This is a genomic window from Streptomyces sp. So13.3, assembly GCF_005860785.2.
GTDB classification, from domain to species: domain Bacteria; phylum Actinomycetota; class Actinomycetes; order Streptomycetales; family Streptomycetaceae; genus Actinacidiphila; species Actinacidiphila fildesensis.
Window position 1 is genome coordinate 929,027 of the sequence record NZ_CP048835.1, and the last position, 18,496, is coordinate 947,522.

The 18,496-nt window shown below is 71.7% G+C and carries 22 protein-coding genes and 1 pseudogene; 15 read left to right on the plus strand and 8 right to left on the minus strand.

The window, feature by feature from the left end; translation table 11 throughout:
• Positions 1-132: 132 nt before the first annotated feature.
• Complete coding sequence (locus C8250_RS04375; protein ID WP_164292601.1) at positions 133-705, plus strand: ATP-binding protein; 573 nt, start codon at positions 133-135, stop codon at positions 703-705.
• Here the strand turns inward: C8250_RS04375 and C8250_RS04380 are convergent.
• A complete protein-coding gene (locus C8250_RS04380) occupies positions 616-1,566 on the minus strand; it encodes a helix-turn-helix domain-containing protein (protein WP_138351501.1) in 951 nt (316 codons plus the stop codon). The two genes, C8250_RS04375 and C8250_RS04380, sit on opposite strands and share 90 nt — an antisense overlap.
• Before the next feature lie 212 nt (positions 1,567-1,778).
• Between C8250_RS04380 and C8250_RS04385 the strand changes: the two are divergent.
• The 5 genes and pseudogenes from C8250_RS04385 to C8250_RS04405 form a co-directional block, all read left to right on the plus strand.
• Positions 1,779-2,195: pseudogene (locus tag C8250_RS04385) on the plus strand (DJ-1/PfpI family protein); the annotation flags it as partial.
• A complete protein-coding gene (locus tag C8250_RS04390) occupies positions 2,192-2,530 on the plus strand; it encodes a hypothetical protein (RefSeq protein WP_138351500.1) in 339 nt (112 codons plus the stop codon). The pseudogene C8250_RS04385 and the gene C8250_RS04390, both read left to right, overlap by 4 nt.
• Positions 2,527-2,994 carry a DUF2269 family protein gene (locus tag C8250_RS04395; protein WP_138351499.1) on the plus strand — a complete coding sequence of 156 codons (468 nt, stop codon included), beginning with the start codon at positions 2,527-2,529 and terminating at the stop codon, positions 2,992-2,994. Before C8250_RS04390 ends, C8250_RS04395 begins: the two co-directional genes overlap by 4 nt.
• Before the next feature lie 2 nt (positions 2,995-2,996).
• A complete protein-coding gene (locus C8250_RS04400) occupies positions 2,997-3,308 on the plus strand; it encodes a DUF3817 domain-containing protein (protein WP_138351498.1) in 312 nt (103 codons plus the stop codon).
• An 84-nt stretch (positions 3,309-3,392) separates the two neighbouring features.
• Positions 3,393-4,361, plus strand: coding sequence for a pyridoxamine 5'-phosphate oxidase family protein (locus C8250_RS04405; RefSeq protein WP_138351497.1), 969 nt, complete (start codon positions 3,393-3,395; stop codon positions 4,359-4,361).
• Here C8250_RS04405 and C8250_RS04410 read toward each other — a convergent pair.
• Positions 4,351-4,764 carry a hypothetical protein gene (locus C8250_RS04410; protein ID WP_138351496.1) on the minus strand — a complete coding sequence of 138 codons (414 nt, stop codon included), beginning with the start codon at positions 4,762-4,764 and terminating at the stop codon, positions 4,351-4,353. The two genes, C8250_RS04405 and C8250_RS04410, sit on opposite strands and share 11 nt — an antisense overlap.
• A gap of 10 nt (positions 4,765-4,774) precedes the next feature.
• Here C8250_RS04410 and C8250_RS04415 point away from each other — a divergent pair, with 10 nt between their 5' ends.
• Complete coding sequence (locus tag C8250_RS04415; RefSeq protein WP_244808969.1) at positions 4,775-5,554, plus strand: hypothetical protein; 780 nt, start codon at positions 4,775-4,777, stop codon at positions 5,552-5,554.
• Here C8250_RS04415 and C8250_RS04420 read toward each other — a convergent pair.
• The gene (locus tag C8250_RS04420; protein WP_138351495.1) at positions 5,549-6,097 is read right to left on the minus strand and encodes a DoxX family membrane protein; all 549 of its coding nucleotides are present in this window, start codon (positions 6,095-6,097) and stop codon (positions 5,549-5,551) included. The two genes, C8250_RS04415 and C8250_RS04420, sit on opposite strands and share 6 nt — an antisense overlap.
• A 106-nt stretch (positions 6,098-6,203) precedes the next feature.
• Entirely contained in the window at positions 6,204-6,788 is a 585-nt protein-coding gene (locus C8250_RS04425) for an XRE family transcriptional regulator (protein ID WP_138351494.1), read from the minus strand.
• Between the two features lie 78 nt (positions 6,789-6,866).
• Here C8250_RS04425 and C8250_RS04430 point away from each other — a divergent pair, with 78 nt between their 5' ends.
• The gene (locus C8250_RS04430) at positions 6,867-7,799 is read left to right on the plus strand and encodes a class I SAM-dependent methyltransferase (RefSeq protein WP_138351493.1); all 933 of its coding nucleotides are present in this window, start codon (positions 6,867-6,869) and stop codon (positions 7,797-7,799) included.
• Between the two features lie 65 nt (positions 7,800-7,864).
• Complete coding sequence (locus tag C8250_RS04435) at positions 7,865-9,325, plus strand: MFS transporter (protein WP_198357901.1); 1,461 nt, start codon at positions 7,865-7,867, stop codon at positions 9,323-9,325.
• Here C8250_RS04435 and C8250_RS04440 read toward each other — a convergent pair.
• Positions 9,318-10,211 (minus strand): UbiA family prenyltransferase, encoded by an 894-nt coding sequence (locus tag C8250_RS04440; protein WP_138351492.1) that lies wholly within the window; start codon positions 10,209-10,211, stop codon positions 9,318-9,320. The genes C8250_RS04435 and C8250_RS04440 overlap by 8 nt on opposite strands.
• 116 nt (positions 10,212-10,327) lie before the next feature.
• Here C8250_RS04440 and C8250_RS04445 point away from each other — a divergent pair, with 116 nt between their 5' ends.
• The 3 genes from C8250_RS04445 to C8250_RS04455 are packed head-to-tail and all read left to right on the plus strand — an operon-like array spanning position 10,328 to position 12,997.
• A complete protein-coding gene (locus C8250_RS04445; RefSeq protein WP_138351491.1) occupies positions 10,328-11,407 on the plus strand; it encodes a 3-oxoacyl-[acyl-carrier-protein] synthase III C-terminal domain-containing protein in 1,080 nt (359 codons plus the stop codon).
• A gap of 13 nt (positions 11,408-11,420) precedes the next feature.
• Positions 11,421-11,987, plus strand: a complete 567-nt coding sequence (locus tag C8250_RS04450; protein WP_138351490.1) for an isoprenylcysteine carboxyl methyltransferase family protein — start codon at positions 11,421-11,423, stop codon at positions 11,985-11,987.
• A complete protein-coding gene (locus C8250_RS04455; RefSeq protein ID WP_138351489.1) occupies positions 11,984-12,997 on the plus strand; it encodes an NAD(P)/FAD-dependent oxidoreductase in 1,014 nt (337 codons plus the stop codon). Before C8250_RS04450 ends, C8250_RS04455 begins: the two co-directional genes overlap by 4 nt.
• Positions 12,998-13,033: 36 nt before the next feature.
• On the opposite strand, the gene C8250_RS04460 is transcribed toward C8250_RS04455, so the two are convergent.
• Both C8250_RS04460 and C8250_RS04465 read right to left on the minus strand, forming a co-directional pair.
• Positions 13,034-14,527: a hypothetical protein gene (locus tag C8250_RS04460; protein WP_138351488.1), complete on the minus strand. Its 1,494-nt coding sequence runs from the start codon at positions 14,525-14,527 to the stop codon at positions 13,034-13,036.
• 8 nt (positions 14,528-14,535) lie between these two features.
• A complete protein-coding gene (locus C8250_RS04465) occupies positions 14,536-14,802 on the minus strand; it encodes a hypothetical protein (RefSeq protein ID WP_187144724.1) in 267 nt (88 codons plus the stop codon).
• Positions 14,803-15,159: 357 nt separating this feature from the next.
• On the opposite strand from C8250_RS04465, the gene lpdA reads away from it, so the two are divergent.
• The 3 genes from lpdA to C8250_RS04480 all read left to right on the plus strand — a co-directional run bounded on the left by lpdA (position 15,160) and on the right by C8250_RS04480 (position 17,999).
• Entirely contained in the window at positions 15,160-16,566 is a 1,407-nt protein-coding gene (gene lpdA, locus C8250_RS04470) for a dihydrolipoyl dehydrogenase (protein ID WP_138351487.1), read from the plus strand.
• A gap of 129 nt (positions 16,567-16,695) precedes the next feature.
• Entirely contained in the window at positions 16,696-17,085 is a 390-nt protein-coding gene (locus C8250_RS04475; RefSeq protein ID WP_138351486.1) for a response regulator, read from the plus strand.
• A gap of 50 nt (positions 17,086-17,135) precedes the next feature.
• Complete coding sequence (locus C8250_RS04480) at positions 17,136-17,999, plus strand: alpha/beta hydrolase (RefSeq protein WP_138351485.1); 864 nt, start codon at positions 17,136-17,138, stop codon at positions 17,997-17,999.
• On the opposite strand, the gene C8250_RS42915 is transcribed toward C8250_RS04480, so the two are convergent.
• Entirely contained in the window at positions 17,944-18,483 is a 540-nt protein-coding gene (locus tag C8250_RS42915) for a hypothetical protein (protein ID WP_203218423.1), read from the minus strand. The genes C8250_RS04480 and C8250_RS42915 overlap by 56 nt on opposite strands.
• Between the last annotated feature and the right edge of the window lie 13 nt (positions 18,484-18,496).

Here is an 18,496-nt window from a genome sequence, read left to right on the forward strand (position 1 = left end):
TACGGTGGGTTTCAGCCAGTCCGTTCGAACCACTGGACCGGCCTCCCCAGCGGCAACATTCCGAAACGGCCCCGCTCGGCCTACGGACACGTCACCCGGGTTCGATGCCGCCCCACCGGAAGGATCCGCGCTGTGCCGGTCTCCATCCAGTCCCAGCTCCGCCAACGCATCTTCACCGTGCCCACCGTCGCGCTGTCGGTGCCCACCGCCCGGCGCCGCGCCCGGGCGCACTTCGCAGCGTGGGATCTGGACGTGGAGCACCCGGTGGTGGAGACGGCCCTGTTCATCCTGACCGAACTGCTCACCAACAGCGTTCAGCACACCGCGCACCGGTCGCCGACCGCCGACATCATCCTGGCGCTGGGCCCGCGCAGTCTCATCGTCGCCGTGCACGACCGCCATCCCCACTGCCCCCGCCCGACTCCCGAACCACATGCCGACGGAAGCGGCGGCTGGGGACTGCGGCTGGTGGCGGAGCTCGCCGCCGAGGCTCTGGGCAGTACCCACACGCACACCGACGCCGACGAGCAGGGGAAGACGCTCCTCGTCCGGCTGCCCCGCCCCGACCGGACCCTGCCGTGCACCCGTGACGTCCGCGTCGACGTTGCCGTCGGTTCAGGCGGCGGAACGGCGGAACGAGGACCGGTAGCCGTACGGAGTCACGCCGACGACCCGTTTGAATCGCTCGCGGAACGCGGTCGGTGACCCGAAACCCGCTTGCGTCGCGATCCGTTCCACCGCGTAGTCGGTGGTCTCCAGCAGGAACTGTGCCCGGCGCACGCGTGCTCGCAGCAGCCACTGCAGCGGCGTGGTGCCGGTCTGCTCCCGGAACCGCCGGCTGAAGGTCCGCTCACTCATCCCACCGCATGCCGCCATGGCTTCCAGGGTGATGTCCTGTCCGAGGTTGTCCTCGATCCAGGAGAGCACCGGTTCCAGGAGCGATCCCCGCGGTACGGGTGGCTGCTCGTGGACGATGAACTGGGCCTGACCGCCTTCCCGTTCCAGCGGCACGACCGCCAGCCGGGCGGCGTCGGCCGCCACGGCGGAACCCAGGTCCCGGCGGATCATGTACAGGCACAGGTCCAGGCCGGCCGCCGCTCCGGCGGAGGTGAGGAGCCGGCCGTTGTCGACGTACAGGACATCGGGCTGCACGTCGACGAGAGGAAACAGCTCGGCGAACCGGTCCGCCGCCACCCAGTGGGTCGTCGCGCGCAGTCCGTCCAGCAGGCCTGTCGCCGCGAGGATGAAAGCGCCGCTGCAGATCGAGGCGATGCGGGTGCCCGCAGCGGCCGCGGCGCGCAGCGCGTCGAGAACCTCGGGCCCCGGCGGCGGGGCGTCTTCCGAGCAGCCCGGGACGATGATCGTGTCCGCGTCCGCCAGCGCCTCCAGACCCCAGGGAACGCGCAGGGTGAACGTCTCGCTGGCCACCTCCGGCGTGGCGCCGCAGACCCGCACGCGGTACGGGCGGCGCCCGTCGGGAAGGCGGGTACGCCCGAACACCTCGATGGGCGTCGCCATGTCGAACGGCACCACCTGATCCAGGACAAGGACTGCGACCGTATGCATGCAGTACACGATAGATGAGTTCTCGCCACAGGATTCAAGCAGTGGTCAAGTTCTTCTACCGTGGGATTGAGCATGTCAGGAGCGTGGCGAGAACCCGTTGGCATTTGTCGTTCCAGCCCATGGGAAGCCTCCGGCGGTCCGCCTAGCGTGTGGTGCGGCACCGCTGAGAAGGACGAAGGAGAGACCGCCCGTGCTTGCCCAGATCGTGTTGTTCGCTGCAGACCGGCCTGCCCGGTCCGATGGAGGAGGCACTGCGTCGCGAGGACACCATCGTCGCGACGGTCTGCGGCGGTTCGCTGATCCTGGCCCTGGCCGGCCTGATCGAAGGCCGTCACGCGACCACCCACCATCTGGGCCTCGAACTGCTGGAGGCCACCGGAACCCGGCCCGTACAGACCCGGGTCGTCGACGACGGAGACCTCGTCACCGGGGCCGGCGTCACGTCCGGTCTCGATCTCGCCCTGTACCTCCTCGATCGCGAGATCGACCCGCGCGTCGCCCACAGCGTGGAGCGGCTCTTCGCCCACGAGCGACGCGGCGTCGTCTGGTCCACCCGCGGACAGGCCCCCGCTCTCGCCCTCCGAACCACCCTTTCCCACTCCGCGACCGAAAGCGCATCTGCAACGTGACTGCCGAAGGCATCGGGAATCCGACGATCGACACCCCACTGGGCAAACAACATGTCAGGACGGAAGGGGTCCTGCGGCCGGACGGGTCCTGGCACGGAACGGCCCGCGACCGGCGATCCGGCGAAGAGGTACCGCTGACCGACATCGCCGTCGACGGCGGCAGGTTGACGTGGAAGCAATCCATCCCCAAGCCCTTGCGGCTCCACCTCGTGTACGCCCTTGTCGTCGACGGCGACCGGCTCACCGGCAAGGCCAAGGCAGGACGTCTGCCCGCCGCCACGGTGACCGGTGAGCGGGCGGACGCAGCAGAGCCGGAGCCCGGCGTCCTGTCATGACGAAATTCCTCCTCGCCGTCCACGTCCTGGTCGCCATCGTTGCGATCGGTCCGGTGACCGTCGCCGCCAGCATGCTGCCCGCCGCGGCTCGCCGTGCCCAGGCGGCGGGCCCGGACGCGCCGTCCATCGCCACGGTCCGGCTCCTGCACCGCATCTGCCGCGTGTACGCCGCGATCGCGCTGGCGGTCCCGGTCTTCGGGTTCGCCACCGCCAGCAGCATGGGTGTCCTCGGCGACACCTGGCTCATCGTCTCCATCGTGCTCACCGCGGTGGCCGCCGGCGTCCTGGCGCTCCTGGTGCTGCCGCGCCAGGACGCCCTGCTGACCCAGCTCGACGAGGGGTCGCCACCCGTCGACCGCAGCGCGACAGCGCGGCTGGCGATGTTCACCGGGATCTTCAACCTGCTGTGGGCCGCGGTGACCGTCCTGATGATCGTCCGCCCCGGTTCCACCACAGGAGCATGACCATGAACCGCACCCGGCAGCCGCTGCGCGTCTCCGCCGCCGTCGAACTGGCCTCCCTCGTGATCCTGTTGGCCAATCTGTTCACCGCGCACCTGCCCGCGATCTCGTCGCTGGCCGGCCCTGTCCACGGCTGCGCCTATCTGTTCACCATCGTCGCCGGCGCCCGTGACCCGGACAGAACCCCGCGCACCACGGCCCTGACACTGATCCCCGGCATCGGCGGCCTCCTCGCCCTGCGCCGGCTGGGCATCCGGCCCACGCGCCCGACCCCTTCCGAGCTAACGGATACAAGCCCATCCAGCCATTTGCCATGAGCGGGCATCCGTGGCATTGTACTAATGGATGGAGCTTTTTCTATCCATTAGTACCGGTGAGTGCTCCCACGGAAGGCGTTCACGATGTCCCAGCTCCCGCAGACCGGCGCAGCCGCCAGGACAACTCCCACGACCGCCCCCACCGGATTCCACGACGGAGAACTCGCGGTCCAGCGCCGCGCCGGATCGCTCGGCGCGGCCGCCCGGCTGTCGGGCATGCTCGCGCCACCGGACCTCACCGGGGGTGCGAGCCGCTTCCTGGAAGCGCGTGACCTGGCCGTCCTCACCGCCCGGGACCACGACGGAACGCTGTGGACCTCACCCCTGCGCGGCGCCCCGGGCTTTCTCGACGGCCACGACACGACCCTGCGGGTCCACGCGCTGCCCTCGCCGGGCGATCCGCTGGCCGCACCGGGGCCGGCACCCGCGCAGCCGGTCGGCCTCGTCGCGATCGACTTCGCGAACCGTCGCAGGCTGCGCGTCAACGGCACCCTGGACGCCCTCGACGACACCGGCTTCACCGTGTCGGTCGACCAGGCGTACGGCAACTGCCCGCAGTACATCCAGCAGCGCCGTCTCCGCCCTGGATCCGGAGCGGGCTCCGGGGCGGGGACGGGCACGGACGGACGCCACACGACCCTGGACGCCGACGACCTGCGGTTGATCGAACGGGCCGACACGTTCTTCCTGGGCACCACCCATCCGACCCGCGGTGCGGACGCCTCCCACCGCGGTGGCTCGCCCGGCTTCGTCCGTGTCCGGCCCGACGGACTGTGGTGGCCGGACTACCCGGGCAACAACATGTTCAACAGCCTGGGCAACCTCGCCGTCGACGACACCGCCGCCCTGCTGTTCGTGGACTTCGCCACCGGCGCCACCCTTCACCTCTCCGGCTCGGCCGAGGTCCGGTGGGCGGAACCGGGCACTCCCGGAGACGACGGCGGGACCGGACGCCGGGTGCAGTTCACCCCGCACCACATCGTGACCGGCGAAGCCCCGCTGCGGGCCGACGCCTTCAGCGCCTATCCGCGCAATCCGCGGCTCACCGCCTGACCTGCGCCGTGGCAACCCGCTGCAGAGCCTCCTCGGGCGGATACTGGTCGCGCCCTGACGCCGCCTCGTCCGAGGAGCCGCAAATGGCCACGCCTCCCGCCCGCCCCGCTGCCGGTCCTGTCGGACGCCGGTCGCTGTTGTGGGGCGCGTCGTCCGTACTGGTGTGGGCGACGGGGTGTTCGAACGGCACGACGGCGCCGTCGTCCACCGGCACCTCGCGCAGCTCCGGGCCGCAGACACCGTCCACCACAGCCACACCGTCCACCTCGACCACATCGACCACCGCGACCGCCGCGACCGCCGCACCCGCGTCGTCCGCCGCGACGTCCGTACGTCCCAGCGCGACGCTGCCCGTAGCCGCGCCCTGGCGGCCGGGTCCGGGCGAGATCGAACCCGCGGCCAAACGGAGTGCCGTGGCGCTGATCGAGGCGCTCGGATCGTGGCGGGCCGGGCAGGCCGGGGAGCGCCGGGCCGCGGCGCGGGCCGCCGCGCTGGGCATTCCCGCCGCGCTCGCGGGCCAACTCGCGTCGCAGGCCGGCAGCCTGCTGGGATCGGGGGACGAAGCGAGTCTGCAGGTGATCGACGCGCAGTACGGCGGCCTCCTGGCCGACACCGCGAGCGTCCTGGTGGTGTGCCGCCAGTGGAGCAGGAACGGCACCGGAGCCGTCATCAACGGCGGCACCACGGTGGACGTACGGCTGAGCCGGACGGGCTCCGGCTGGAGCGTCACCGCGCTGCACCCGGCGGTCGCGGAGCCTGCCGCCACGTCACCGAGCGCGGCGACGCGCGCGGTGCTGGCCCGCTCGACCATCGAACTGCCGCCCGCGTCGGCCGCTGACATCCGCAGCGGCACCGTGCACGACAGCGTGCTCCAGGCGATGCTGCGGCTGGCCGACACCTACCGGATGTCGGTGAGCGTGGTGCGGTCCGGCCATCCGCTGGACGTGTTCGGCACCAGCCGTCCCAGTGACCATCCGGTCGGCAGGGCCTTCGACGTCTGGCGCATCGACGGCCACCCGGTGGTCGACCCGGCCACCCCACGCGCACTGATCACCGCGTTCATGCGGGCCGCCGCGGCGGCGGGCTCGTACAACGTCGGCGGGCCCGTGCTGCTGTCGGGAGGTGTGACGTCGAATCAGTTCTTCTCCGACGACACGCATCACGACCATGTGCACATCGGCTTCTCGTCATGACGTTTCACCGTCGTCCTGTGCGAAGTCGTCGCCCTCGTCCGCCTGCGCGTTGGCCCGCTTCGTGACGACGGCGGCGGCCATCAGCACACTGCCGACGAAGGCCACCGCGACCACCCACGGCCGGTCGAAACGGTGGCCGGTGGCGTGGTCCAGGGCGTAACGGCCCGCCCCCGCGATACCTACCGTGGCGGCGGTGAACCCGAGGAACGCGGGGTATTCGAACCCGCCGCCCTGGGCGAAGAATCCGGCCGGCGCGTGGACCGCCACGGCACCCGCCATGGCACCCGCCGCTGCCGCCCCGGCGGCGGGGGTGCCCAGGCCCAGTGCGAGCAGCGCTCCACCGCCCGCCTCACCGAGACCGGCGGCGAGCGCGCTCTCCCGGCCGGGCGTGAACCCCATGTGCTCCATCGCGGCCGCGGTCCCGTCCAGGCCCCCTCCGCCGAACCAGCCGAACAGCTTCTGCGTCCCGTGGGCCATCAGCACCGCCCCGGTGCCGACCCGGAGGGTGAGCAGACCGAGGTCCCGTCGGTTGATGCACGTCATCGCTGTCTCCAGGTGGGTGGCTGCGCTCGAACGGCTACGGACATACGTCTCCACTGTCCGTGTCACGAGCCGTGTCCGCCCACGGCCATGGGCCATCCGGGCTCCGTCATGCGCTGGGCTTGGCGCGGACGTGCATGCGCTCCCCCTGCCTCCCGAAGAGGCTGAGGATCTCCACGGGCCGCCCGTCCGCGCTGCCGAACCAGTGGGGCAGCCGGGTGTCCCACTCGGCGACCTCGCCGGGGCCGAGGACCAGATCGTGCTCGGCGAGGACGAGCCGTAGCCGGCCGTCCAGCACATACAGCCACTCATAGCCCTCGTGCGTACGGAGAACCGGCTCGGCACCCCGGTCGGGGATGACCATCTTGTACGCCTGAAGGCGGCCCGGACTCCGGGACAGGGCTACGGACGTACCGCCGTTGGGCAAGGCACGGGGGGTCAACCGCACCCGGGGATCACCCACTTCGGGAGCGCCGACCAGCTCGTCCAGAGCCACGTGGTAGGCGCCGGCGAGCGGCAGCAGCAGTTCCAGGCTGGGGCGGCGCTGTCCGGACTCCAGCCGGGAAAGGGTGCTCTTGGAGATGCCGGTCGCCTCGGCGAGCGCGGCCAGGGTCAGGCCGTGCTCGGCGCGCAGCCGTCTGAGCCGGGGTGCGACCTCGTCGAGGACCGCTTGGTGGGGCGGCGGGGTGTCCATGCGGGCATTCCATCCCGCTGTCCCGGAATTGGCAACAAGAGTTGCCGCTGCGTTCCCGGCAGGTGCACGCTCCTCGCCATGAACCCACACAGCGCCTCCGGCCACACACACGCCCACGCCCACGGGCACCACCACACCGACATCGACTGGGAGGTCATGGCCGCCCAGCTGGAGACCAGCGGCGAGTTGCAGCTCCCGGTCCTCCGGCGGATCGCGGCCGTTCTGAGCGAGCGGCTCGGGCCGGAGAAGGAGGTCCGGCGCGTCCTCGACATCGGCAGCGGACCGGGCGTGATGACCTGTGTGCTCGCCGAGACCTTCGCGAACGCCGAGGTGGTCGCCGTGGACGGCACACCCGGGCTGCTGGACCGTGCCCTGGCCCGTGCCGGGCGGCTCGGCCTCGGCGGCCGGGTGGCCGTCCGGCACGCGGAGCTTCCCGAAGGTCTGGACGGTGGTGACGAGCACGGGGAGGGCGGACTCGGCACCGCGGACGTGATCTGGAGCAGCAAGGCCGTGCACCACCTCGGCGATCAGCAGGGCGCGCTGGACGCGCTTGCCGGGCTGCTGCGGCCCGGCGGGCTGCTCGCCGTGGCGGAGGGCGGCCTGCCGGCGCGTTTCCTCCCGCGCGACATCGGCATCGGCCGGCCGGGTCTCCAGGCCCGGCTCGACGCCGCCCAGGAGCAGTGGTTCGAGACGATGCGGGCCGAGTTGCCCGGCAGCATCTCCGTGGCCGAGGACTGGCCCGCGATGCTCGGCCGCGCCGGGCTCGTCCGCACCGGCGGTTTCACGTCGCTGCTCGACCTGCCGGCACCTCTCGGCGAGGCGGCCCGCACCTTCCTGCACACGCATCTGAACCGGCTGCGGGAATCGATGAGTGACCACCTGGACGCGGACGACCGCTCGACGCTCGACGTGCTGATCGATCCCCAGGCACCGGAAGGCATCCTGCGCCGGCCGGACGCCTTCCTGCTCTCCGCCACCACGGTCTTCACGGGCGTGCGCCCTGCTGCCTGACCTTGCCGGGCCTACCGAGTGCGCGAGTTCGCGAGTTCACGAGTCACCAGGAGACGGAGTTCACCGTGAAAATCATCAGTGCGGGACCAGACGCGACAGCGGCCGGGCATACGGTGCCGACGCCTTCGGTCAGGTGGGCGCTCGCCGGGCTCTCGCTGTCCATGTTGCTGTCCTCGCTCGGCACCAGCGTCGCCAATGTCGCCCTGCCGACACTGGCGCAGGCATTCACCGCCTCGTTCCAGCAGGTCCAGTGGATCGTCCTCGCGTATCTGCTGGCCATCACCACCGTGATCGTCAGCGTCGGACGGCTCGGTGACCTCATCGGCCGCCGACGGCTGCTGCTGGGCGGAATCCTCCTGTTCACGGCGGCCTCGGTGCTGTGCGGTCTCGCGCCCACGCTCTGGTCGCTGATCGCCGCCCGGGCGGCGCAGGGGCTCGGAGCGGCCATCATGATGGCGCTCACCATGGCGTTCGTCGGTGAGACGGTGCCGAAAGCACGAACCGGCAGCGCCATGGGGCTGCTCGGAACGATGTCCGCGGTCGGCACCGCCCTCGGTCCGTCGCTGGGCGGCGCTCTGATCGCGGGACCCGGCTGGCGGGCGATCTTCCTTGTCAACGCACCGCTGGGCATCCTGGCTCTCCTCCTCGCGCACCGTCATCTGCCCGTCGACCGGCAGAGACCCAGGACCGACCGGGCGGCCTTCGACCGGGTGGGAACGCTGCTGCTCGCGCTGACCCTCGCGGCCTATGCGCTCGCCATGACCATGGGGCGCGGAAGTTTCGGTTCGCTCAACGTGGCTCTGCTGGTGGCTGCCGCCATCGGTGTCGGTCTCTTCGTCCGCGCGGAGACCACGGCGGCATCACCTCTGATCCGCTTGGCGATGTTCCGCGATCCCGCGCTGAGCGCGAGCCTCGCCATGAGTACGCTCGTCTCGACGGTCATGATGGCCACGCTGGTGGTCGGGCCGTTCTATCTCGCCCGTGCGCTCGGGCTCCATGAGGCACTGGTCGGACTGGTGCTGTCCGTCGGTCCGCTGGTCGCCGCGCTCACCGGAGTACCCGCCGGCCGGATCGCGGACCGTTTCGGCGCCCACCGTATGACCGTCCTCGGACTCGTCGCCATGACGGCCGGCTCGTTGATCCTGTCCCTCACACCGGCGGGCCTCGGCATCGCCGGCTACCTCGTCCCCATCGTCGTCATCACCGCCGGCTACGCGGTGTTCCAGACGGCCAACAACACCGCCGTCATGACAGATGTCCCGCCGGACCGGCGGGGCGTCATCTCCGGCATGCTCAATCTCTCGCGCAATCTCGGTCTCATCACCGGCGCCTCCGTCATGGGCGCCGTGTTCGCCCTCGCGGCGGCGACGAACGACATCACCACAGCGGCCCCCGACGCCGTTGCCACCGGTATGCGGATCACGTTCGCGGTGGCGGCGGCCCTGATCGCCGGCGCACTCGTCATCGCAGTGGGAGGCCGCGCGCTCACCCGGCGGATCTCCCCCGCGGAGGACCCGGTCAGATGATCGCCGCACCGCGGCCCACGAGCAGGGCCACGTCCAGCGCCGCCACCACGACGGCCGCGGCGAAGGCCGCCCGCTCCCACTGACGGCCCACCACCGATCCGGCAACGGCGACGAGTACGGCGGCGAGAAGTGCCGCCGCGCTCCGAGCGCCGGGTGGACCGGGGGGTCCGAGGACCAGCAGCGCGGTCGCGGCCACCAACGGCAGCGGGAGCAACAGGCGGGTGGCGGAGGTGCCCAGTCGCTGCGGCCACCCCCGGACACCGGCCGCGAGGTCGTCGCGGATGTCCGGCAGTACATCGCCCAAGTGGGCGCCCACTCCCAACAGCGCTCCCGCGCAGACGAGCCACCAGGCCGGCCACGGGTGCCCCGGCAGGCTCAGCGCAACGAAGGCCGGCAGGCTCGCGAAGCCCGCCGCGTAGGGCAGCCAGGACCAGGCCGTCGACTTGAGGCGCAGGTCGTACGCCCAGGCTGCGGCGACCCCCGCCAGATGGACGGTCCCCGCGAGCGGACCGCAGGCGAGCGACAGCGGCACGCACAGGGCCAGGGCGCACCACGCGGCCGTCCACACGGTCCTGACGCCGACCGCGCCGGCCGCGATCGGCTTGTCGCGGCGGCCGGCGGCGATGTCACGGCGCGCGTCGAACGCGTCGTTGCACCAGCCCACCGACAACTGGCCGGTCAGGACGGCCGCGGCGATCAGCGCGGTGCTCACGGCGTTGTGGCCCGCGGCCCGGGCCAGGACGGTCAACAGCACCGTGACAGCCGCCGTCGGCCCGGGGTGGCAGGACCCCGCGAGGGCCCGCGCCCGGAACCACGTCGAGCCGGTGCCCCCTCCGCCCCGACGGGCGGAGGGGGCACCGGCGGTCGGCTGCTCGGGGGTGGCCATGGGGCGATCCTAGGCACCTCCGGCCGTGTCGCAGCGTGTCCTGGCGATCACCGGGTGTTGAATGCCTGTCCCGGGCGAAGTTCCCGAGCAGGCCCCGCCCCCACGTCGGGAGTCCCATGACCCGTATCGCAGCCGTTCACGGCGCCCTGGCGCCCCACCGTCACGAGCAGGCCGAGATCACGGACATAGTGGCGCGCACCTGTCTGCCAGCGAACTCCGACCGCCGGGTGCTGGACCGGCTCCATCAGGGATCCCAGGTCCGTTCGCGCCATATGACGCTGCCGCTCGACCGGTACGCGGAACTCGACGGCTTCGGCGCCGCCAACGACGCCTTCATCGCCGGGGCCACGACGCTGGGCTCCCAGGTGATCCGCGGGGCGCTGCGCACGGCGGGGCTCGTCCCCTCCGACGTCGATCTCCTGATGTTCACCTCGGTCACCGGGATCGCCACCCCGTCGATCGACGCACGGCTCGTCGGACGGCTCGGACTGCGCGAGGACGTCAAGCGCATGCCGCTGTTCGGCCTCGGCTGTGTCGGGGGAGCCGCCGGACTGGCCCGGGTGCACGACTACCTGCTCGGGCGGCCGGACCACGTGGCGGTGCTGCTGTCGGTCGAGCTCTGCTCGCTCACCTTCCAGCGCAACGACGACTCCATGGCCAACCTGGTGGCGACGGCCCTGTTCGGCGACGGCGCCGCCGCCGTCGTGGCCTGCGGCGCCGAGCGCGCCGCCGAGCCGTCCGCCGGGGCGCCCGTACCGTCGGGGCCGACGATCGTGGCGACCCGCAGCCGGCTGTACCCCGACACCGAACAGGTCATGGGCTGGAGCATCACCAACTCCGGTTTCAAGGTCGTGCTGGATCCCGCCGTCCCCGACGTGGTGCGCCGCCACCTCGCGGACGACGTCACGGGATTCCTGAGCGAGCACGGGCTGAAACCGAAGGACGTGACCACCTGGGTGTGCCACCCGGGTGGGCCCAGGGTTCTGGAGGCGGTCTCGGAGAGCCTCGAACTACGGGACGGGGCGCTGGACGTGACGTGGCGGCACCTGGCCGCCGTCGGGAACCTCTCCTCGTCGTCGGTCCTGCACGTACTGCGCGATACCTGGGCGGAGAGCCGCCCAGCGGCGGGCGCCCCGGGGCTGCTGTTGGCGATGGGGCCCGGTTTCTGCTGCGAACTGGTGCTGCTGCGCTGGTAGGTCGGAGGACTGCATGATCTGGTACGCACTGTTGGTGGCGGCGGTCGCCGCCGAGCGGATCGCCGAACTCGTCGTCGCCCGGCGCAACGAGCGGTGGAGCATGTCCCGCGGCGCGGTCGTGGCAGGACAGGGTCACTACCCGGCCATGGTCGCCCTGCACACCGCGCTCCTCGCGGGGTGCCTGATCGAGGCGGGGCTCGCCGACCGCCCCTTCGTACCCGCCCTGGGATGGCCGATGCTGGCCGTGGTGGTGGCGGCACAAGGCCTTCGGTGGTGGTGCATCAGCACCCTGGGGCCACGCTGGAACACCCGCGTGATCGTCATTCCCGGGATGCCGTTGGTGACCGGCGGGCCCTACCGGTGGCTCGGCCACCCCAACTACGTCGCCGTCGTCGCCGAAGGCCTGGCCCTTCCCCTGGCGCACACCGCCTGGGTCACCGCCGTCGCCTTCACCGTCCTGAACGCCGCGCTGCTCGCCGTGCGGGTCCGCTGCGAGAACGAGGCCCTGGCCGGGGCCGCCGGACCGCGGCCCGAACCGGCCGGAGTGCCGGGATCCGCCGGCCTGGACGCGACGGCGTGATCGACCTCCTGGTGGCCGGTGGAGGGCCCGCGGGGCTGGCCGCCGCCATGCACGCCGCTCTCGCCGGGATGCGCGCCGTCGTCGTGGAGCCCAGGACCGCTCCCGTGGACAAGGCCTGCGGGGAAGGCGTCATGCCGGGCGGTGTCGCCGCCTTGCGGGCGCTGGGCATCGACGTCGCCGGCCGCGAACTGCGCGGTATCCGCTACCTCGACGCCACCCGCCGGGCCGAGGCCGGTTTCCGTGACGGCACCGGGCTCGGGATCCGCCGCACCACCCTCCACGCGGCACTGCACCAACGCGCCCGGGATCTCGGGGTGGAGATGGTGACCGGCAAGGTGTCCGAGGTGCGCCAGTCGGCGGACCAGGTGGTCGCCGCGGGGATGACAGCACGGTGGCTGATCGCCGCCGATGGACTGCACTCCCCCGTGCGCCGCGGCCTGGGGTTGGCCCTTCCGGATCGCGCGGAGGGACGGTACGGGCTGCGCCGGCACTACCGGGTGGAACCGTGGACGGACTTCGTCGAGGTGCACTGGTCCTCGCACGGCGAGGCCTACGTGACGCCGGTCGCCGACGACCTGGTGGGCGTGGCCGTACTGAGCCGGAGCCGGCGCGGTTACGACGACCAGCTCGCCGCCTTTCCCGCGCTGTCCGCGCGGCTTCGGGACGCCGCCGCGACCGCGGTGCGCGGCGCCGGGCCGCTGCGCCAGCGGGTACGCCGCCGGGTCGCCGGCCGGGTTCTGCTCGTCGGCGATGCCGCGGGATACACCGATGCGCTCACCGGCGAGGGCATCGCACTGGGTCTGCAGAGCGCCGAGGCCGCGGTGCGGAGTCTGCTCGGCGGACGGCCGGAAGCGTACGAGGCGGCATGGACGCGGCTGACACGGCGCCACCGCCTCCTGACCGGTGCGCTGCTGACGGCCGGCCGCCACCCGCGCACCGCGCGCCTCGTCGTCCCGGCCGCCTCCCGCCTGCCCGCCGTCTTCTCCGCCGCGGTGCACGTGCTGCGGTAGGTCGCTTCGTCGAAGTCCCGTCCGAACGCCCCTGGCTCACAGCTCCAGAGTGATCGTCCGGATCCCGGCCGCGGGTTCCGCGGACTGCACCAGCCGGGCGAACGCGCCGAGCAGCCGCAGCAGTTCCGCGCCGTAGCCCAGGAGGCCGTCGGTCTGGCTCAACCCGTCGACCAGCAGGACGCTCTCGCGCACGCCGTCCGCACCCACGGAGGACCTGAGGACGCACTCCCAGAACCACATCTTGTCCGCGCTGGTCAGCACCACTGTTTCCACATCCGCGACACCCGTGTGGGCGTACCGCAGATACGGCAGCCGGTTCCCGTCCCGGGTGAGGAACGCCGGCCGGCGCATCGAGTAGACCCTGTTGTTCCGGCGGGAGGCCGCCCGCATCCCGTGGGTCCAGGTGCGTTCTCTGACCACCAGCCAGGTCTGGGCCGCTGCCAGGCAGTCCATCAGCGAATCCCCGTGACCGCGGACGCAGAGCGCGACCGGAAGCGAGGTTCCTGGTCGCAGTGGGACCACGCCGAGGGGCAGGTCCGGATTCCAGGTGGGCCGGAACACGGCCTGGCGATCGGGATCGGAGCGGTCGACGCCGCAGTCCTCCAGATACCCGACGAGGGTCTGCACCGTCCGCGGGCACACGACGCGGCCGCGGTCCGCGATGCGCCACAACAGACAGACCGTGGCGCGGAAGGTGCGCCGGCGGCCCAGCTCCGACTCCTGCGGGAGTTCGATGACGAGTTCGTCGCTGTCCATGCCGGGCAGGCCGCCGACCAGGCGCAGCCGCGCGGCCGGTCCCGGACGGCCGCCGTCCAGGTCCACCGCGCAGAGGCCCTGGTCCGTGCCCGGCCCGGATTCGACCGGCAGCCCGCACGCGTGCAGCAGCGTCACGAGCGGTTCCCGCTCCGTCGCCGGGACGGGGATGCGGACTCCGTCCCGGAACGCGCTCGGCAGCGGCATCACGTAGTCGTCGGCGAACGGTGAGGCGTCGTGGAAGAGCGTCGGCGCCCGCAGCGCCTGCGACTCGACCAGGCCGTCGAGCCGGGGCGGCCCGTCGGTGAGGCGCAGCGGCGGGCCGTCGGAAAGGGTCTGCGCGTGCGCGGAGCGGACCCAGGCGAACAGGTCTGCGTTGACCAGGGCATCCTCCCTGGTCCGGCAGGACGGCACGGCGAGCCGCACGCCGGCCGCCTCCGGAGTGGCCTGGAGCGACCAGTCGCCGGTGAACCCGCCGACCGGGTCGACCGCGCCCAGCACGAACCTGCAGCCGCCCTCGACCCCGCCCTCGACACGGAGCAGGGACCGCAGGCTCTTGCCCGCCACCTCGCCCGTGTTGACCTTGCCGCCCGCCGCGGCCCAGGTGGAGGTGGCGTCCTCGACGTCGATCTGGGTCAGCGTGTGGAGCGCCGCCAGGGTGAGCAGATCGGCCCGGTCGACAGCGGGCCAGTCGGACGGCAGCTTCAGCCAGTTGCCCGTTGGTGCGAGGTCGGCTTCGATGAGTCGCTTGGTGGCCCGCGCGGCGAAGATCCCCATGTCCTCGCCTACCAGTCCTGTGACGGCGACGGCCGGTCGTCCGAGGGCGGATCCGTGGGACGTGGGGCCACGGGCGCCTGTCCTGCGGGGCGGCCCCCGCCCTCCGTCTGCACCGAACGGCCCAGCGCGCTGCCCATCAGATAGAGCAGTGCGGCGACGGGAACCACGAAGACCGCGACCGGGAACGTAAAGGTCCCGGACGTCTGCTGCGCGACGTAGATGCCGTAGCCGAGGAAGAACGCCCCTCCGGCAAAGGACCAGAACCGGTCCGTCATCGATGAGCCCGGTATGAACAACGCGCTGAGGATCAGTAGGACCCCCGAGAGAACCGAGAAAACCTCGTAGGCCCCCCACTGCATGACACGCCCCCTCCCGAGCCCCCCTGGCGCGAACCGCTGTCAGCGAGGCCGGCTGGAGGGCTTGGGGCCAGCGTAGGGTTCAGCGCCGAATGATGTACCACCAATCGGTAAAACCATGGCCAATACGGAGTTAGCGCCCGTCAGCGGGACATCGCGTCCCTGCCCCGGCATCGAACGGCGGGCGCACGGGGGTCCGGGTGGACCCGTGTGAGAGACGGCACGCTTGCCCGGATGCCCGCTCGGACCGGGTCCCGGATGTCTAGGGTGTGGATCATGAGTACACACTTTGACGTCGTGGTCCTCGGCGCCGGCCCGGGCGGATACACCGCCGCCGTCCGCGCGACCCAGCTCGGACTGCGCGCGGCGGTCATCGAGGAGAAGTACTGGGGCGGGGTGTGCCTGAACGTCGGTTGTATCCCGTCGAAGGCGCTGCTGCGCAACGCCGAACTGGCGCACATCTTCACCCATGAGGCGAAGACCTTCGGCATCAAGGTCGAGGGCAAGGTCAGCTTCGACTACCGGGAGGCGTACCTGCGCAGCCGGAAGGTCGCCGACGGCCGCGTCGCGGGCGTGCACTATCTGATGAAGAAGAACGGCATCACCGAGTACGACGGGCGGGGCACCTTCGTCGACGACCACACGCTGCAGGTGGCGCTGCGGGCGGGTGGGACCGAGACGGTGACGTTCGATCACTGCGTCGTCGCGGCCGGGGCCACGACGCGACTGCTGCCGGGCACCTCGCTGAGCGACCGGGTCGTGACCTACGAGGAGCAGATCCTCACCGACACGCTGCCGGAGAGCATCGTCATCGCCGGGGCCGGCGCGATCGGCGTCGAGTTCGCGTATGTGCTGCACAACTACGGGGTGAAGGTCACGATCGTCGAGTTCCTCGACCGGGTCGTGCCGCTGGAGGACGCCGAGATCTCCGCCGAGCTCGCCAAGCGCTACCGGCGGCTGGGCATCGAGATCCTGACGTCCACCCGTGTCGAGTCCATCGACGACAGCGACCCGGCGGCCAAGGTGCGGGTCACCGTCACCCGCGACGGGCAGCAGCAGATCCTGGAGGCCGACAAGGTCCTGCAGGCGATCGGCTTCGCGCCGCGCGTCACCGGCTACGGCCTGGAGGCCACCGGTGTACGGCTGACCGAGCGCGGCGCGATCGACGTGGACGCCCGCGGCCGCACGAACGTGCCGCACATCTTCGCGATCGGCGACGTCACCGCGAAGCTGATGCTGGCGCACGCGGCGGAGTCGATGGCGGTGATCGCGGTCGAGACCATCGCCGGCGCCGAGACCATGGAACTCGACTTCACCATGATTCCGCGGGCCACCTACTGCCAGCCGCAGATCGCCAGCTTCGGCTGGACCGAGGCCCAGGCCCGGGAGAAGGGCTTCGACGTCAACGTGGTGAAGTTCCCCTTCACCGCGAACGGCAAGGCCCACGGTCTCGGCGACCCGGTCGGCTTCGTGAAGGTGATCAGCGACCGGACGCACGGCGAGCTGCTCGGCGCGCACCTGATCGGTCCCGAAGTCACCGAGCTGCTGCCGGAGCTGACCTTGGCGCAGCAGTGGGATCTCACGGTCCACGAGGTGGCGCGCAACGTGCACGCCCACCCGACGCTGGGCGAGGCGGTCAAGGAGGCCATCCACGGCCTGGCAGGGCACATGATCAACTTCTGATCGCGGCGGTCGCGGAGGGTCCGGCGGGGCGGGCCGGGCTTCCGCGACACCCGGTCAGCTGCGGCCGAACGGCGTAGCGCGGCTCCACTCCGCGCGCTTCGCCGCCGGGTGGCGCACGATGAGATCGTGATGACGGTACTGCTCATGGAGCACGACAGCGACACGTCCAGCGACATGCGCTCTGCGATCCACGCCAACCGGCACTTCCGCGTCATCGCGCACGGGACGGACGACGCCACCGTGCTGGCGCTGGCACGGACCCTGCTGACCGACGTCGTGATCATCGACGCCCGGCTCGACGGCATCGACCCGCTCGCCCTGTGCCAGGAGCTCCGCGCCCTGAGCCCGCCACCGGCGGTCGTGATCGTCGCCGCCCATCTCACCGGCGCCGAACCCGCCCACCACCTTGCCGCGAAGGGTTCCGTCCATCTGCTGCGCGGCTCCGAGCCGTCCGACGTCGTGAACGCCCTGCGGGCGATCGGCGTCCGCCGGAGCAACTGCGATCCCGACGCTCTGTAGACCCCGGCAACCACTTGCCGCGGGCGTCACGGGGCGATGAGGATGGGGCCATGCCCACTTTCACCGCCCCCGACGGGACAGAGCTCGCCTATCACGTCGTGGGGGAGGGCGAACCGCTGCTCTGTCTGCCGGGTGGACCGATGCGTGCGTCCGCGTACCTCGGTGATCTCGGCGGACTGTCGAAGCTGCGCCGGCTGATCATGCTCGACGCGCGCGGCACCGGCGACTCCGCTGTCCCTGCCGATCCGGCCACCTACCGCTGCGACCGGCAGGTCGTCGATGTCGAGGCCTTCCGCGACCATCTCGGCCTGGAACGCGTCGACCTTCTCGCGCACTCGGCAGCCGGCGACCTGGCCATCCTCTATGCCGCCCGGCACCCGCGGCGCGTCCGTAGCCTCACTCTGATCACCGCCCGTGCTCGCGCCCTCGGCGTCGACTTCACGGAAGAGCACCGCCGGGAAGCCGCCGCCCTGCGCAGCGCCGAGCCGTGGTTCCCGGCCGCGCACGAGGCCTACGAACGGGTCTGGGCCGGGTCCGCGACCGACGCCGACTGGGACGCCGTCAGCCCGTTCTTCTACGGCCGTTGGGACACCGCCGCTCAGGTGCACGCCGCAGCCGAGGTGGAGCAGAGCAATGACGACGCCGCGGACCGTTACGCCTCCGCCGGCGCCTTCGACCCTGCCGCGACCCGCGCCGCCATCGCCGCGTCGGACGCGAGGGTCCTTCTCCTCGCAGGCGAACGGGACAGCGGTCCGCTCCCCCGTGTCGCCGCGGACATCGCGGAGTTGTTCCCCCGGGCCGAAGTGGCCGTCCAACCGGCCGCCGGCCACTTCCCCTGGCTGGACGACCCGCAGCGCTTCACTTCGACCGTCGAAACGTTCCTGGCCCAGGGGTGTGTCGCGCCGACCCGCTGAACACGATCGGGGGGCCGTCGGCGCCGGTGACCGTGTATGCGACGGTCCCGGCGGACCGTTCGATCGTCTTCACGCCGGCCGGTGCGACGTAGCGACCGCGCCGGGTTCCATGATCACGCGGCCGCCGTTGCTCCCCGGACAGTGCCAGGCGGCACACTCCGTACCGCCGCTGACGAAGCGGACCTTCTCCCACTCCGCGGACATCTCCATCGGCGAACGCCTTCGCGATCCGCTGTTCCCGCAGTTGGACGATCGCCTGGACGAGCAGGTCGTCGGCTCCGTCGAAGTGGTGGAGCAGCACCTTGTGGGTGGCCCCGGCCGCTCGCGCGGCACGGCGCAGCGAGAAGTCCACGAGTCCGTTGACCGCGAGGTCCTCGGTGACGCTGTCGAGCAGTTCCTGGCGTCTGGCCTCGCCGCGCGGCGAGCCCGCCGATCGCCGGTAGCCCGTTCGTTCCGGTGAGCCGTCGTCAGCAGTGGCGTTCACAGCGACAGTTTCC

Coding starts and splice junctions, on each gene's coding strand:
- C8250_RS04440 (WP_138351492.1), bottom strand. CDS start 10,211: ATGGCCACCCCCGAGCAGCCGACCGCCGGTGCCCCCTCCGCCCGTCGG.
- C8250_RS04425 (WP_138351494.1), bottom strand. CDS start 6,788: ATGGACACCCCGCCGCCCCACCAAGCGGTCCTCGACGAGGTCGCACCC.
- C8250_RS04395 (WP_138351499.1), top strand. CDS start 2,527: ATGACGAAATTCCTCCTCGCCGTCCACGTCCTGGTCGCCATCGTTGCG.
- C8250_RS04445 (WP_138351491.1), top strand. CDS start 10,328: ATGACCCGTATCGCAGCCGTTCACGGCGCCCTGGCGCCCCACCGTCAC.
- C8250_RS04450 (WP_138351490.1), top strand. CDS start 11,421: ATGATCTGGTACGCACTGTTGGTGGCGGCGGTCGCCGCCGAGCGGATC.
- C8250_RS04460 (WP_138351488.1), bottom strand. CDS start 14,527: ATGGGGATCTTCGCCGCGCGGGCCACCAAGCGACTCATCGAAGCCGAC.
- C8250_RS04405 (WP_138351497.1), top strand. CDS start 3,393: ATGTCCCAGCTCCCGCAGACCGGCGCAGCCGCCAGGACAACTCCCACG.
- C8250_RS04480 (WP_138351485.1), top strand. CDS start 17,136: ATGCCCACTTTCACCGCCCCCGACGGGACAGAGCTCGCCTATCACGTC.
- C8250_RS04420 (WP_138351495.1), bottom strand. CDS start 6,097: ATGACGTGCATCAACCGACGGGACCTCGGTCTGCTCACCCTCCGGGTC.
- C8250_RS04430 (WP_138351493.1), top strand. CDS start 6,867: ATGAACCCACACAGCGCCTCCGGCCACACACACGCCCACGCCCACGGG.
- C8250_RS04475 (WP_138351486.1), top strand. CDS start 16,696: ATGACGGTACTGCTCATGGAGCACGACAGCGACACGTCCAGCGACATG.
- C8250_RS04380 (WP_138351501.1), bottom strand. CDS start 1,566: ATGCATACGGTCGCAGTCCTTGTCCTGGATCAGGTGGTGCCGTTCGAC.
- C8250_RS04465 (WP_187144724.1), bottom strand. CDS start 14,802: ATGACGGACCGGTTCTGGTCCTTTGCCGGAGGGGCGTTCTTCCTCGGC.
- lpdA (WP_138351487.1), top strand. CDS start 15,160: ATGAGTACACACTTTGACGTCGTGGTCCTCGGCGCCGGCCCGGGCGGA.
- C8250_RS04400 (WP_138351498.1), top strand. CDS start 2,997: ATGAACCGCACCCGGCAGCCGCTGCGCGTCTCCGCCGCCGTCGAACTG.